Below are 14,832 nucleotides of genomic sequence, written 5' to 3'. Positions count from 1 at the left end.
CAGGCATAATGCAACCGCTATACGCCATCTTATGTGTAGCACTCAACTCCTCTAGATCGCAAATTCGCCTGCCTGTTTATTGTGTGGCTGTCCCGGCCTGATCCATCGCTTCCCTGACAGCTTGATGACAATGATTCGACAGTGGCGTCAACGGCAGACGCAGACCGGGGCCTATCAGCCCCATTTGCGCGACTGCCCACTTTACCGGGATCGGATTGGCCTCGATGAACAAATCCTGATGCAGCCTCAACAGCCTGGCGTTGATGGCACGGGCCGCGGCAAGATCTCCCGCCAGCGCCGCGATGCACATCTCATGCATCAGCTTTGGCGCGACATTGGCGGTAACCGAAATCACGCCGTGACTCCCCAATAACAGCAACGCCAGGGCACTTGCATCATCTCCGCTATAAACCAAAAAATCCCGCGGAACCCTGCACAACAGGTCAAAGCCACGCCCCATGTCACCGGTGGCATCCTTGATGCCGATGATATTGGGAATCTCGGCGAGCCGCAGCACCGTATCATTGGCCAGATCCGCCACCGTCCTGCCGGGCACATTGTACAGAATCTGCGGAATATCCACCGCTTCCGCCACTGCCCGGAAGTGCCGGTATAAACCTTCCTGGGTGGGTTTATTATAATAAGGAACGACGGACAGGCTCGCGTCCGCGCCGGCATCCTTTGCGAAGACCGACAGATCGATCGCTTCCCGCGTGGAATTCGCACCCGTGCCGGCAATCACCGGCATGCGCCCGGCAGCACGCTCCACCGCGGTACTGATGAGCAGTCGATGCTCATCGAAATCGACTGTTGGAGACTCGCCTGTAGTCCCAACCACCACGATGCCATCGGTTCCCTCTCCCACATGATAATCAATCAGGGTGCGAAAACGCTCCAGATCCAGTCCGCCGTCTTCGTGCATGGGCGTAACAATGGCGACCAGGCTACCTTTCATTACCGTACTACGCATGACATCTATCCGATCCGGCAAAAAAACGATATTTTACCTGAATCTCGCAACTCCCAAGAATATTCGCAATATCATGCCGCCCCCGCTATCGGGCGCATCCGGAAAGTGCACCACCCCCGCAGCGGGATGCCGGTGCCACATGAGGAGATATGGCTGCGGCAGCGCTGCGCCGCCTGATCCCCACTGGTATATGAAATATGAGCGGCCAAGGAGCCGATTCGGGATCATGCCTTCGAGAAAATCATCGCTCCATTTCTGCAATCCACAGTAATGATGTCATTGGCGCCAAAGCGCCCCTCCAGGATCTCTTTTGCCAACGGGTTTTCGATCTGCGCCTGAATCGCGCGCTTCAAGGGGCGTGCACCAAAAACCGGATCGAACCCGGCCTGGGCAAGCTCCGCCAGCGCGGCATCCGATACGCTCAGGGTCATCTGGAGTTTTGCCAGCCGCACCTCGAGGTATTGCAATTGTATTCGCGCGATGGACTGGATGTGCTTTTCATCCAGCGCATGGAAAACCACCACCTCATCGATCCGATTGATGAATTCAGGGCGAAAATAGGTTTTTACTTCACCCATCACCGCCAGCTTGATGACCTGGTAATCATCTCCCGCCATTTGCTGGATCATTTGCGAACCGAGATTGGAAGTCATGACAACAACCGTATTCTTGAAATCCACGGTACGTCCCTGGCCATCGGTCATGCGCCCGTCATCGAGCACCTGCAACAGGACATTGAATACATCAGGATGCGCCTTTTCGACCTCATCCAGCAGAATCACCGAATAAGGTTTTCTGCGTACCGCTTCGGTAAGGTAGCCCCCTTCCTCGTAACCCACATAGCCGGGCGGTGCTCCAATCAGCCGGGCAACCGAGTGCTTTTCCATAAACTCCGACATGTCGATGCGAATCAAATGATCTTCGGAATCAAACAGAAAACCCGCCAGTGCCTTGCACAACTCCGTTTTGCCTACGCCAGTTGGTCCGAGAAACAAGAAAGAACCATAAGGGCGGTTGGGATCCGAAAGCCCAGCTCGTGAGCGGCGGATGGCATCGGATACCAGGCGCACCGCTTCATCCTGTCCGACCACCCGCTCATGCAGTTTTTGTTCCATATGCAGAAGTTTTTCACGCTCGCCCTGCATCATCTTGGAAACGGGAATACCCGTTGCGCGCGAGACCACTTCAGCAATTTCTTCCGCCCCTACCTGGGTGCGGAGCAATCTCGGCTTTTTTTCCAAGCCGCTTTGCCCGGACGTCGCGCTCTGACGTTCCTGGCTGTTGAGTTGCGACTGCAATTGAGCCTCCAATTGCGGAATACGACCATATTGCAGTTCCGAAACTTTTTGCCAATCTCCTTTGCGCGTGGCTGCTTCTATCTCCAGCTTGACCTTCTCCATCTCCTCCTTGATGTGCTGAGAGCCCTGCACCTGGGATTTCTCAGCCTTCCAGATTTCCTCCAGGTCGGCGTACTCTCGCTCCAATTTCGTTATTTCATCTTCCAGCAAGCTCATGCGCTTCTGCGAGGCTTCATCCTTTTCCTTCCTGACCGCTTCGCGTTCGATCTTGAGCTGGATAAGACGCCGGTCGAGCCTGTCCATCGACTCGGGCTTGGAGTCGATTTCCATGCGAATTCTTGCCGCCGCCTCATCGATCAGATCGATGGCTTTATCCGGCAGGAAGCGGTCGGTGATGTAGCGGTGGGACAGTTCAGCCGCGGCCACAATGGCCGGATCAGTAATATCGACACCGTGATGCAGCTCGTATCTTTCCTGCAATCCGCGCAAGATAGCAATAGTCGCTTCCACTGTCGGCTCATCCACCAGCACCTTCTGGAAACGCCGTTCCAGCGCGGCATCCTTTTCGACATATTTACGATATTCGTCCAGTGTGGTGGCGCCCACGCAATGCAGCTCGCCGCGGGCCAGCGCGGGTTTGAGCATATTTCCCGCATCGATGGCGCCTTCCGCCTTGCCCGCGCCCACCATGGTATGAAGCTCGTCAATAAAAACAATGACACTGCCTCCAGCCTGGGCAATCTCCTTCAAAACAGATTTCAGGCGTTCCTCGAATTCGCCTCGGTACTTGGCTCCAGCCAGTAATGCAGCCATATCAAGAGAAAGCACCCGCTTGTCCTTCAAGGTTTCCGGTACTTCACCATTGATAATGCGCTGCGCCAGGCCTTCGACAATGGCAGTCTTGCCCACGCCCGGCTCGCCAATCAGAACCGGATTGTTCTTGGTGCGCCGCTGCAATACCTGGATGGTGCGGCGGATTTCGTCATCACGCCCGATGACTGGGTCGAGTTTGCCCGCGCGTGCGCGCTCGGTCAGATCAAGCGTATATTTCTTCAAGGCCTCACGGCTGCCTTCGGCTTCCGCGCTGCCTACGTTCTCACCTCCTCTCACCGCGCTGATGGCTTGTTCCAGCGCTGCCCGATTGGCGCCATGCTGCTTTAGCAAATTTCCCGTTTCGCCTTTGTCCTGACACGCCGCCAGCAAAAACATTTCCGATGCGATGAACTGATCGCCCCGTTTCTGCGCTTCCTTGTCGGCAAGATTGAGCAGATTGCCAAGCTCGCGTGAGGCGCTGATTTCCCCTCCGGTACCCTCCACCTTGGGCAGGCGTTCTATCGCTTTTTTCAATGCCTCGCGCAGAGGCGGAACGTTCGTACCAGCCCGTTGCAGTAGCGAAGTCGTGGCGCCGTCCTCCTGCTGCAAGAGCGCAAGCAGCAAATGCTGAGGTTCAATATAGGAATTATCCTGGCCCACCGCGATACTCTGTGCATCGGCGAGCGCCTGCTGGAATTTGGTGGTTAACTTGTCGAAACGCATGAGATTTCCTTGGTGGATTATGGATGACTCTTATATGTGGGGAAGGACCGCAATTTCAAGATAGCACAGCGCGGTAATCCCTGCTCCTTTGCCGGATGCAACCAATTCGGGCCGCTGGACGAGGCGAAGCATGGTTTCGGGGCGCAGGGGAAGGCGCAAGGGGTGAGAAGCCAAGGTGCCGCGACAACGCCGCCATGCGCCATGTAAACCACGCAATCCGACCAGCAGAAGGCTCACCCGAAAGGTAAGGCGGCAGCTGCTGAATGGAGGTTTAACGTTGCGGCACGTCGGGATAAGGATACAGGGTGTTGAGCGCCACACTTTTACCTGCGGTTTCCACGATACGTACATGCTCACGCTTCAGTTGGCGGGCATGATGCAAACCGCAGGAATAGGCGATCATATCGATTTCCCTATTCATGTTTCTGGCGTAATTGGCGACGCGCAGGTATTTCTCTTCCACCACCAGGCCGCGCTGCAAACGCCTGTTATGGGTCGTAACGCCGGTAGGGCAGGTATTGGTATGGCAGCGCATGGCCTGGATGCAGCCCAGTGAGAACATGAAACCACGGGCGTTATTGATGAAATCCGCCCCGGCGCACAGCGCCCATGCCGCCCGCGCCGAGGTCACCAGCTTGCCCGCCGCGATCACGCGTACGCGGTTTTTCAAGCCTGATTGCAGCAACGCATCCACCACTCGCGGCAATGCTTCGGCAATGGGCAGGCTCATGTGATCAAACAGGGTCTGGGGCGCAGCGCCGCTGCCGCCTTCGCCGCCATCAATGGAAAGAAAATCCGGTGCATATTCAAGGCCGCGGCGGTTCACGGCATCGCATAATTCATTGATAAAGTGCCAACCGCCAATGGCTGCCTTTACGCCCACCGGGCGCCCGGTGAGCTCGCGGATGTAAGCGACCTTATCGAGCAGCTCGTCCACATTGCTGATATCGATATGACGATTGGGGCTGATGGAATCACGGTGAGCGGGAATGCCCCGGATAGCAGCGATTTCATCGGTCACCTTGACGGCCGGAAGCATCCCGCCCTTGCCGGGTTTCGCGCCCTGGGAGAGCTTTATTTCAAACGCGCTGACCACTCTGGCGAGTTCCTTCGCCCGTGAAGGTGAAAAATTGCCGCCGTGATCACGAATACCATACTTGGCGGTACCGATTTGCATGACGATGTCGCACCCCCCCTCCTGATGATAAGGCGCGAGCCCTCCTTCCCCGGTGTTCAGCCAGCATCCCGCCTCTGCCGCACCGAGCGACAGCGCGCGCACCGCGGGTGCAGAGATCGCCCCATAGCTCATGCCGCTGATATTGATTATGGATCTGGCATGGAAAGGGTGCTCGCAATAGCCGTCCCCGATTGTGAGCAACGGGGTCGGCAGCCGGTCGCTCTCCAGTACCGGGAAAGCGACATTGACGAAAATGATCGAGCCGGGCTCACGCAGATCGTTGGTGGAACCGAAACCGACGATCCCTCCCTCATTCTTTGCATTCTTGTATACCCATGTCCGGGTAGCGCGATTAAAAGGCATTTCATCCCTGTCGCCGGAAAAGAAATATTGACGGAAATATTCCCCCTGCTTCTCGAAAAGAAATCGCAGATGTCCAATGACGGGATAATTGCGCAGGATCGAATGCTTCTTCTGGGTGACATCGCGGATAAACCAGAACAGGATGGTCCCGATCAGAATCACGCCAAGGATCGTGCCAAAACCGTAGGAAACCACCTTTAGTACCTCAGACATGACGCCCTCCACCTCGCATTCGGCTAAAATACTCCATTCTCGCAAACAAAATAAGAAGGTCTCGGGATAATTTCATGGATTTGGAAACGGAGATCAAAAATAACGTCAACCAGGCGCTCAGCGAAGATATCGGCACGGGCGACCTCACGGCGCTTCTGATTCCTGCCGGAAGGAGCGCCGCTGCCAGCGTTATCAGCCGCGAAAATGCGGTATTGTGCGGGACAAAATGGTTTGAAGCATGTTTTTGGCATCTGGCGCCGGAAACCGGATTGTGCTGGTCGGCGCAGGACGGTGTGGCAATTCATGCCGGACAGGAACTATGCCGGATAACAGGGGATGCTCGCACACTGCTTATGGCAGAGCGTGCCGCGCTGAATTTTCTGCAATTACTGTCGGCGGTTGCCACGCAAACCAGGCGTTATGTCAATGCGGTGTCCGGAACCGGGGCAGTGATCGTGGATACTCGCAAGACCCTGCCCGGATTACGGCTGGCACAGAAATACGCTGTCAGGTGCGGTGGCGGCACGAACCATCGCCTGGGTTTATATGATGGCATACTCATCAAGGAGAATCATATTATCGCGGCGGGCAGCATCGAGCGCGCCCTGCGCGCAGCGGAAAAAATTGCTCCCCCGGGGCTGTTCATCCAGATTGAAGTGGAAACACTGGATGACTTGCGCAACGCCCTGAATGCAGGGGCCAAAATGATTCTTCTGGATAATTTTGATCTCGATGGATTGCGCAGGGCGGTTGCACTGAGGGCACAGTTAACCCAAAAGGGAGCAGTACTGGAAGCATCGGGCGGAATCACGCTGGAAAACGTTCGCAACGTAGCGGAAACCGGCGTGGATCGAATTTCGGTCGGCAGCCTCACCAAGGATATCCACGCGGTGGATTTATCGATGCGATTTTCCACTGATTTTGCAGCGCGACAGTAAGCACTGGGCTTATTGGCACCCTGCTTCTTACCCCAAATCACTCCCGGGGTTATCCCTCTGCCCATTCATGGTTTATAATCCGGGCATCTCTTCCGATATCAAGTCGGTACTTCACCCATCAGCCTCCCTAAGGTTTCCGGGGTACAGACTGAACATCCGCATTATCCCGAAGGAGGCCGGATGCATCTGAAAACAACGTTCGACGCTATTGGAACAGCCGCCTTCCCGCTGTTCTTCCCTGCTCCCCCATGACCTGGTCCAGCTATCTTCCCCTCTGGCCGTTATCGGTCAGCCCCGCACTCTGGCTCGCACTCTCGCTGGTGGTGGCCGTGCTGGTGGGCGAAGCACTGGTGCGCTACGCGAAATTGCCACGCATTGTCGGCTATATCGGTATTGGACTGTTGCTGGGTCCCGGCGGACTGGGCCTGATCCCGCAGCTGCCGGATGTCGAATGGCGGCTGGTGGTTGATCTGGCACTCGGCATCCTGCTGTTCGAACTGGGAAGCAAGGTAAATCTGCGCTGGCTTAAAGCAAATCCCTGGATCGCCGCTACCAGTCTGCTGGAAGCGACTGCAACTTTTTTTGCTGTATTCATACTGTTGTCATGGTTCGACGTTCCCGGCATCACTTCCGCGGTTGTCGCCACCATCGCGATTGCCACATCGCCCGCCATCGTGGTGCGCACCGTGACTGAATCACGCGCTCAAGGTCAGGTAACTGACCGCCTTCTGCTCATGACCGCGCTCAATTGTATCTATGCCGTTATTTTTCACAAGCTGGCCGTCGCTTTCATGCATGGGGAAACCGGCACAGGCTTTGTCCACTCCGTACTGCCTCCGCTCTACCTTATCAGTGGATCGGCCCTGCTGGCGTGGCTGTTCGGTATTACGTTCGAACGAATCCATCATTATGTAGGACAACATGAGGAAACCTTTTCCTTTATCTTGTTTGGCATGATCGCATTCGCGACCATCATGGCGTCGACACTCAAGCTCAGCCCAGTCCTCGTATTGCTCGCAGCCGGTCTGATCACACGCTACCAGCGCCAGCGTCCACGCACTTTTCCACCTCATTTTGGTTCCGCCGGCGCCGTCCTGGTGGTACTGATGTTTATTGCCAATGGCCTGGCGGCTGACCTTGCGGGCCTGCACACGAGCCTGCTGCTGGTCTTGTTGCTCATTATCGTGCGCTCAGCCGCAAAATTGTTATCTGTGCTCATACTGGGACATTACAGCGGCATCGGCCTGCGTCAAACCATGGCTTTGGGTATTGCCCTTGCGCCAATGTCGAGTGTTGCGCTTTTGCTGACGCTGGATACAAGCGCCATGTTTCCCGCTTTTGGCTCAGGAATGGGACTGGTGCTGATGAGCTGCATTGTCATACTGGAGCTCTCGGGGCCTATCCTGGTGCAAAAAGCGCTCAGGTCAGCCGGGGAAACACCGGAGAAGAAAACATGAACCTGATGTCCTTTGCCCCGTCCCGGCCCCTAAGCATCGGCGTGGAACTGGAACTGCAGTTGCTCAGTTGCAATGACTACAACCTGGTTTCCTCGGCCCCCGACATGCTGCGCCGGATTGAAAGATATCCGCATCCCGGAGACATCAAACCGGAAATGACCCGCAGCATGATTGAAATCAATACTTCAGTGCAGCAGGAATATAGCGCGTTGGTCGAAGAGTTGCGTTCATTGCGTAACGTGGTATCGGATGCGGGACGTTTTCTCAATGTAGCGGTTGCCGGCGGAGGCACCCACCCCTTCCAGCACTGGAGCGAACAGAAGATTTTTGATGCGCCTCGCTTTCACCATCTGTCCGAACTGTACGGTTATCTGGCCAAGCAATTCACCATATTCGGCCAGCATGTCCATATCGGGTGCACCGGCCCGGATGAGGCGCTCCATCTCATGCACATGCTCTCGCGCTATATACCCCACTTCATCGCGCTATCGGCCAGCTCTCCATTCGTGCAAGGCCATGACACAGGATTTGCCTCGGCGCGTCTTAATTCAGTATTTTCTTTCCCATTGAGCGGCCGTGCACCCTTCGTACTGCGCTGGGATGATTTCGAACAATTCTTCGAAAAAATGACCACGACCGGCGTAGTCGAATCGATGAAGGATTTTTATTGGGATATTCGTCCGAAACCAGAGTTCGGCACCATCGAAGTAAGGGTATGCGATACGCCGCTCACTGTTGAAATCGCCGCCGCCATTGCCTGCTATATCCAGGCGATGGCGCGTTACATCATGGTGGAACAGCGCGTTGCCCCGGAAGAAGACGATTATCTGGTTTATACGTTCAATCGTTTCCAGGCCTGCCGTTTTGGACTTGAAGGGATTTTCATCGATCCGCGCACCCATGAACAACGCAGCATTCGCGATGATATAGCCGATATGCTGACGCGCATTACCGGCCACGCCGTGGAATTACGATCGGTGGAAGCCATGGAACGTATTCGCGAAATACTTATTACGGGCAACGGCACAAGCTGGTTGCGCCAGACTTATGCGCGTGAACACAACCTCGGCGATGTCATGCAGCTGCAGGCCGATTTGTGGATGAGTAACTGAGGATCCGTAGCCCCCTCACATGACACGCCCGCTACGTATCGGCCTGTCGCCGCGTATCCTGCATCATCCGCCCGCGGAATTGGGCTTTCGCAATAAGACCCTGCAGTATCTTGAGCAAACCGTTGCCCACTGGATCATGCGCCGCGGTGCGCTGGTTTTCATGCTCCCGGCCATTGAGTCGGGGGGCGTGGAACGTTCCAGTGTGCGTGTCAGCGACTATGTCAAGGAAATAGATGGCCTGGTGATGCAAGGCGGCGCGGATGTCAGTCCCATTTCTTATGGCGAAATCCCCACGCGGCCGGAGTGGTCAGGCGACCGGGTGCGGGATCTTTACGAAATAGAATTATTCTGGGAGTGTGTCGTACAGCGCAAACCCATATTGGGCATATGCCGCGGCCTGCAGCTTATCAATGTTGCATTGGGCGGAAGTCTTTACCAGGATATCGTCACTGAACACCCCAATGCCATTTCCCATGTGGATCCCGTGCTGTACGACCAGCACCGGCATGCCATCCATATCGAGGAGAATTCCAGGCTGGCCGGACTGTACAAGGATACGGATACACACCTTGTCAACAGCATTCATCATCAGGCAATCAAGCGGCTGGGGCGGGATTCACTGGTCGAGGCGGTATCGGAGAGCGATGGTATTATCGAGGCCATACGCATGCGAGGGGAATCCTATGTCGTGGCATTTCAGTGGCACCCCGAGTTTCACGCCGGCGCCAGCGAACTCCTTGACTCAGGCCCCATATTGGATGATTTCCTTGGCGCCGCTAAAAAACAACGCGTATGAACCGAGATTTCCCAACTTCAAGGCGGTGATGCGCCTGTTTCGCAAGTTCGACCAGGCGACGAACGACCGGATGATGAATGCCCTCTACGGCCTGTGCCAGACAAACCCACGACCTGCCCCGTATCGTGATATCTCCAGCTACGCTGTACACACCGCCTAAAGTACCACGGTCTCTCATACTCATCCCTTGGGATCGGTGATAAAAGCATGAGTGTTTCCAGTGGTGAAAGACAGGCCGTCCTGCTTCTTCTCCAGAGCAGAAACCTGCGCTTCGGTCAGCACTTCCCCTCTCATACGAGGCTCTGCAGCCGCCAACGCTTCTTGAATGATTCAGGCTGCAGGATTCACAAAATGACCACCAATCCATCATATCTCCTTGACAGGATTCACAAAACTACCACCAATACATCATATTCCTCTGACAAGAGGCGTGGTAATTTAAACCTACGCTGATCAGTCGATAGCAAGCAGCAAAACGCTCTCGGGTGTGAGAATTACTTGTTTATCTTGGAAGGGAGAACTTGGAAGCTCATGGCTCTGCAACTCACCATCCATACGATTGACGTCAGGCAGGGAGAAAGTGCGTTCGTTGTTGCGGCAGATGTGGCAGCCGGGCGACACCGGACGATATTGATCGATGGCGGGCTGCTTGGGTATGCTGAGACAGTCCACAACTTTATCGATCCCATCCTCAGAGGTTACGGTTACCCCCTCGATCATATTCTCGTCAGCCACTACGACAAGGACCACTCAGGGGGAGTCATAGGACTCCTGAATGCGGACAACATGCGAGTCGTAAGCCAGGCCATCTCGAACGCGGTGGCAAATGCGGCGCAATGGGCCGCAGCAGGCACTCGCCCCCAGCAAATCGCCTGCGGAGCCGCGGCCGCATCGGCGACGATCTTTGGAGCTTGCGGCCTGAACGTAAACCAAATCCTGACAATGTGCCAAGTTGTTTTCCCCCGGGCTGTCGGAAAGACAGACGACGAGGCCGCCGAGATTGGATTTGACTATGCCTTGGAGCATACCAACAAGCTTCAGAGCTTCCAGAGCTTTTCCACCCTTCAAGTCGGCGGAACTGGGAGACGCAAAAATATCGCAAAAATATCCTCGGTCGCTGCCGCGATTGCCATCGCGTCGGGAAACAATCCGGCTACTGCAGCCTTCGGCGCCATCTTCCTATTAATTGCCAAAACACTTCCTAATCAGCTACGGTTCGATACCGGGGGCCGATACTGTAACGTCCATCTTATCGATATCGGGCAACCAATTTGGCCATCACAATCTGCCGGGATATACGCCGACGCAGCGATCGGGCAATACATAACGAAGGCGAGCCGGATGATGGCACCTGGCGCAAACCGGACCCGTACGATGCCGGCTAGGGGACAAGATTCTCTGGAACAGCGGGGCCGGTCCGACTCCCACCCCCCTCATTCTCCTGCGATATTCTGCCCGGCGATCAACTCCTGGGTTTGGCAAGGGATCGGCAATAACCCTATTCAGACCGTTTGGAGGCGCAAGGCTGGAGGCGGCACGTCTAAACTTGAGTTGTAATAATTGCCAGTGACAGTTCCTTTCTTTATGCGGCTTAGGCAACTGTATTGTTTTATAAAGGTTTGCAAAGGGATTGCCCGGGATTGCCTCATCCTTACGTGCAATATTGTAAGTAAACGAATTTTTTAACGAAGGCTCAAGGGAAAACATCGTATGAACCAGATCGTACTGATTGCGTTACGCAGACCTTACACCTTCGTGGTCCTGTCAATCCTGATCGTCATATTCGGAATCAGGGCGATACGGCACTCGCCAACAGACGTCTTTCCCACCATCAAGATTCCCGTGATCTCCGTAGTCTGGGCTTACGCCGGTATGTTGCCGACGGATGTGTCGGGTCGGATCACTTTTTTCTTCGAACGCTTCTTGACCTCGACGGTGGAAGGTATCTCGGACATCGTCAGCCAGTGTTACTACGGCATCAGTATCACGAATATTTTTCTACAGCCCCACACCAACCTCCCTGGCGCAGAAGCGGAAGTCACAGCCATCGCCCAGACGATTGTCAAGGCGCTGCCGCCGGATATTTCACCGCCCATGATCATGCGGCTGGAAGCCTCTCAGGTAGCGGTTGCCAGCCTGCAGGTTACCTCGGACGAGATGACGCCGGCAGACCTTTACAATCTTTCTTATAACCAGCTAAGGCCCCTAATTGTCGTGATCCCCGGGGCGATTGTTCCGCATCCTTACGGTGGAAAACCCAAGCAGCTTCTGGTATCCCTCGATCAAGACAAGATGCTGGCCCGCAATATATCGCCAACCGATGTCCATGCGGCTTTCGATCGCCAGAATATCGTGCTGCCCGCGGGCGATATGAAGATAAAGCAGACCGACTGGATGGTCCAGACAAACGCGATGCCGCCGGAGATTCCGGAATTCAACGATATTCCGATTAAGAGGGAAGGAAATTCGTTCGTTTTCCTGCGCGACGTCGCCGATGTCCAGCTGGCAGGGCCGCCGCAAACAAACTCCGTCATTGTGGATGGTAAACAGGCCGTCATTATTGTGGTCATGAAAAGCGGCGAGGCGTCGACCCTGGACGTGGTCGACGGGATCAGGGCGGTCCTTCCGCGCATCAAGGAGATCGTACCGTCCCATGTAGACGTTAGAATCATCACTGATGCATCGGTCTTCGTACGGGAATCCATCAACGAGGTGACGCATGAGATGGCGATCGCCGGCATCCTTGTCGGTTTGATCGTCATGCTCATGCTCGGCTCGTGGCGTCCCATGGTAGTCGTTACGACTTCCATTCCGTTGTGTATTTTAACCTCCCTCATCTTCCTGCAGGTGCTGGGAGAGTCGATGAATGTCATGACGCTGGGCGGGTTGGCGCTGGCGGTAGGGATTCTTGTCGACGATGCGACAGTGATGATCGAAAACATCGATACCCATCTGGAAATGGGCAAGGAACTCGATGAGGCAATCATCGACGCGGCAAACCAGATCGTTATTCCGACGCTGCTCGCCACATTATGCATATGCATTGTCTGGCTGCCGCTGTTCACGCTTTCCGGCGTATCGGGCTATCTGTTCAAGCCGATGGCGCTGGCGGTGATATTCGCCATGCTGGCGTCCTTTATCCTGTCGCGTACGCTCGTGCCGACCATGGCGAAATATCTTATCAAGCATCCTCACGCAGAAGGGCACGGAAAGGAAGGCGGCCATGGCGAGGAAAAGCCGGCGGGGAAGGCTGCCGGTTTCAAGGAGAAGTTAAAATATCATATGGGGATTTTCTCCCGTTTTCAGGAGGCATTCGAGGCTCGCTTTGTTCAATTCTGCGCTTGGTATGGCGGGCTGCTCGAACAAACAATTGCAAATCGCCGCCGGTTCGTAACGATCATGCTGGCTTTCGCGCTCCTCTCCCTTGTCCTGTTCTACTTCAACGGCCGCGATTTTTTCCCCGAGGTCAGGTCGGGGACCATCCAGATGCATATGCGGGCGCCTCTCGGCACACGGATAGAAGCCGTAAACCGCATTACAACGCTGGTTTCGGAGGATATCTCGCGCATGCTTCCCGGGCAGGTTGAAGGCGTCATCAGCAATTGCGGCTTACCCGTCGGGCCGCATAACCTGGCCTTTATTCCGACGCCCACGATCGGCACGCAGGACTGCGACCTGACGATCACCCTGTTCGACGACAAATCAGCCGTGTGGGATATCCGGAAAATTATCCATAAAGGTCTGAAGGAGCGCTATCCGGGGAGCGAATTCACCTTTCAGCCAGCCGATCTGATAGCGAAAATCCTGAATTTCGGTGCCCCCTCTCCGATTACTGTTCAGGTTAACGGGATGGATATCTACGCAAACTACGAATATGCGCGCAAATTGCAAGGCAAGCTGCGTAAAATCGCCGGCTCCTCCGACGTGGTGATCCAGCAAACCATGCGCACGCCCACCTTGTTTGTTGAAGGCCAAAGGACATATGGACTCGGTGTCGACAGGAGCGAATCCGATATTGCCCTGAATATGCTGATAACGACCAACGGAACCCAGCAGATCGACCAGAAATACTGGCTGGACCTGAAGACAGGCATGTCATACCAGATCAACATCTATCAGCCTCAACCTTTTGTCTCAAGCACCAATGAATTGAACAGGATTCCTGTCAAGCGAGAGGGCGAAGCCGGCCTGGATCAGGATTATCAGCTCCTGGGCAACCTGACGCAGAAAACGCCGGTAGGCACGCCCGGCCTGGTCACCCACAGGGGCATCATGCCGTTGGTTGAAGTGTATGTATCCGCCGAAGGGCGGGGGCTGGGCGACGTGCTGGATGACGTCAAGAAAATCGTCGCGGAGATGGACGGAGAAGTACCCCGCGGCTCCGACGTCCAAATCGCCGGCCAGGCCGCGAATATGGTTACTACTTATGGCGAACTGCTTATCGGTCTCGTAGCGGCTGTCGTGCTGATCTATCTCTTGCTTGTCGTCAATTTTCAATCATGGCTGGTTCCCTTCATTATCATTACAGCCCTTCCCGGCGCTTTGGCAGGCATTGCCTGGGCCCTGTTCCTGACCCAGACGAATATTTCTGTTCCGGCCCTGACAGGCGCCATCATGGCCATGGGGACGGCTACGGCAAATTCCATACTGGTCGTGGCCTATGCGCTGGAGCGTATCGAAGCGCACGGCGACCCGCTGCTGGCCGCCATCGAGTCCGGCAAAGCCCGCATTCGACCTGTTCTGATGACTGCGGCGGCCATGATCATGGGCATGCTTCCGATGGCGTTGGGAGGATCCACCAATGCGCCGCTCGGCCGTGCAGTCATTGGCGGCTTGATGTTTGCAACGGTATATACCCTGTTCTTTGTCCCGGCTGTGTATGCCATCATGTATTACGCACGAAGCGCTCCTAAAGACAAGGAAAGCGTTCCTGGCGACAAAGAGATTGTTCCTCAACTCGGAAACTCCTGAT

Annotated in this window: 9 protein-coding genes; 6 read left to right on the top strand and 3 right to left on the bottom strand. The window is 55.3% G+C overall.

Annotated features, from left to right (window positions below; all coding sequences use genetic code 11):
- Positions 1–76: 76 nt before the first annotated feature.
- The 3 genes from dapA to EBAPG3_RS07460 all read right to left on the bottom strand — a co-directional run bounded on the left by dapA (position 77) and on the right by EBAPG3_RS07460 (position 5,557).
- Positions 77–970 carry a 4-hydroxy-tetrahydrodipicolinate synthase gene (gene dapA, locus EBAPG3_RS07475; protein ID WP_004179842.1) on the bottom strand — a complete coding sequence of 298 codons (894 nt, stop codon included), beginning with the start codon at positions 968–970 and terminating at the stop codon, positions 77–79.
- A gap of 224 nt (positions 971–1,194) precedes the next feature.
- Positions 1,195–3,804: an ATP-dependent chaperone ClpB gene (clpB, locus tag EBAPG3_RS07465; protein ID WP_004179858.1), complete on the bottom strand. Its 2,610-nt coding sequence runs from the start codon at positions 3,802–3,804 to the stop codon at positions 1,195–1,197.
- Between the two features lie 271 nt (positions 3,805–4,075).
- Positions 4,076–5,557 (bottom strand): FMN-binding glutamate synthase family protein, encoded by a 1,482-nt coding sequence (locus EBAPG3_RS07460; protein ID WP_004179862.1) that lies wholly within the window; start codon positions 5,555–5,557, stop codon positions 4,076–4,078.
- 74 nt (positions 5,558–5,631) lie between these two features.
- Between EBAPG3_RS07460 and nadC the strand changes: the two genes are divergently transcribed.
- The 6 genes from nadC (at position 5,632) to EBAPG3_RS07430 (ending at position 14,831) form a co-directional block, all read left to right on the top strand.
- On the top strand, positions 5,632–6,495 hold the full coding sequence (gene nadC, locus EBAPG3_RS07455) for a carboxylating nicotinate-nucleotide diphosphorylase (protein ID WP_004179865.1): 864 nt from the start codon (positions 5,632–5,634) through the stop codon (positions 6,493–6,495).
- A gap of 248 nt (positions 6,496–6,743) precedes the next feature.
- Positions 6,744–7,952: a cation:proton antiporter gene (locus EBAPG3_RS07450; RefSeq protein WP_004179867.1), complete on the top strand. Its 1,209-nt coding sequence runs from the start codon at positions 6,744–6,746 to the stop codon at positions 7,950–7,952.
- Positions 7,949–9,064, top strand: coding sequence for a YbdK family carboxylate-amine ligase (locus tag EBAPG3_RS07445; protein WP_004179869.1), 1,116 nt, complete (start codon positions 7,949–7,951; stop codon positions 9,062–9,064). The genes EBAPG3_RS07450 and EBAPG3_RS07445 overlap by 4 nt, the downstream gene beginning before the upstream one ends.
- A gap of 19 nt (positions 9,065–9,083) precedes the next feature.
- Complete coding sequence (locus EBAPG3_RS07440; protein ID WP_004179871.1) at positions 9,084–9,860, top strand: gamma-glutamyl-gamma-aminobutyrate hydrolase family protein; 777 nt, start codon at positions 9,084–9,086, stop codon at positions 9,858–9,860.
- Positions 9,861–10,391: 531 nt separating this feature from the next.
- Positions 10,392–11,417 carry a ComEC/Rec2 family competence protein gene (locus tag EBAPG3_RS07435; RefSeq protein WP_004179876.1) on the top strand — a complete coding sequence of 342 codons (1,026 nt, stop codon included), beginning with the start codon at positions 10,392–10,394 and terminating at the stop codon, positions 11,415–11,417.
- Between the two features lie 153 nt (positions 11,418–11,570).
- A complete protein-coding gene (locus tag EBAPG3_RS07430; protein WP_004179877.1) occupies positions 11,571–14,831 on the top strand; it encodes an efflux RND transporter permease subunit in 3,261 nt (1,086 codons plus the stop codon).
- Position 14,832 lies beyond the last annotated feature (1 nt).

This window comes from Nitrosospira lacus, from assembly GCF_000355765.4.
In the GTDB taxonomy this organism is placed as follows: domain Bacteria; phylum Pseudomonadota; class Gammaproteobacteria; order Burkholderiales; family Nitrosomonadaceae; genus Nitrosospira; species Nitrosospira lacus.
Note: the sequence above shows the minus strand (reverse complement) of the source record. Positions and strands in the feature narration are given on the sequence as shown.

Excerpts from the sequence above, each read along its gene's own strand:
- dapA (WP_004179842.1), bottom strand. The coding sequence starts at position 970 with ATGCGTAGTACGGTAATGAAAGGTAGCCTGGTCGCCATTGTTACGCCC.
- clpB (WP_004179858.1), bottom strand. The coding sequence starts at position 3,804 with ATGCGTTTCGACAAGTTAACCACCAAATTCCAGCAGGCGCTCGCCGAT.
- EBAPG3_RS07460 (WP_004179862.1), bottom strand. The coding sequence starts at position 5,557 with ATGTCTGAGGTACTAAAGGTGGTTTCCTACGGTTTTGGCACGATCCTT.
- nadC (WP_004179865.1), top strand. The coding sequence starts at position 5,632 with ATGGATTTGGAAACGGAGATCAAAAATAACGTCAACCAGGCGCTCAGC.
- EBAPG3_RS07450 (WP_004179867.1), top strand. The coding sequence starts at position 6,744 with ATGACCTGGTCCAGCTATCTTCCCCTCTGGCCGTTATCGGTCAGCCCC.
- EBAPG3_RS07445 (WP_004179869.1), top strand. The coding sequence starts at position 7,949 with ATGAACCTGATGTCCTTTGCCCCGTCCCGGCCCCTAAGCATCGGCGTG.
- EBAPG3_RS07440 (WP_004179871.1), top strand. The coding sequence starts at position 9,084 with ATGACACGCCCGCTACGTATCGGCCTGTCGCCGCGTATCCTGCATCAT.
- EBAPG3_RS07435 (WP_004179876.1), top strand. The coding sequence starts at position 10,392 with ATGGCTCTGCAACTCACCATCCATACGATTGACGTCAGGCAGGGAGAA.
- EBAPG3_RS07430 (WP_004179877.1), top strand. The coding sequence starts at position 11,571 with ATGAACCAGATCGTACTGATTGCGTTACGCAGACCTTACACCTTCGTG.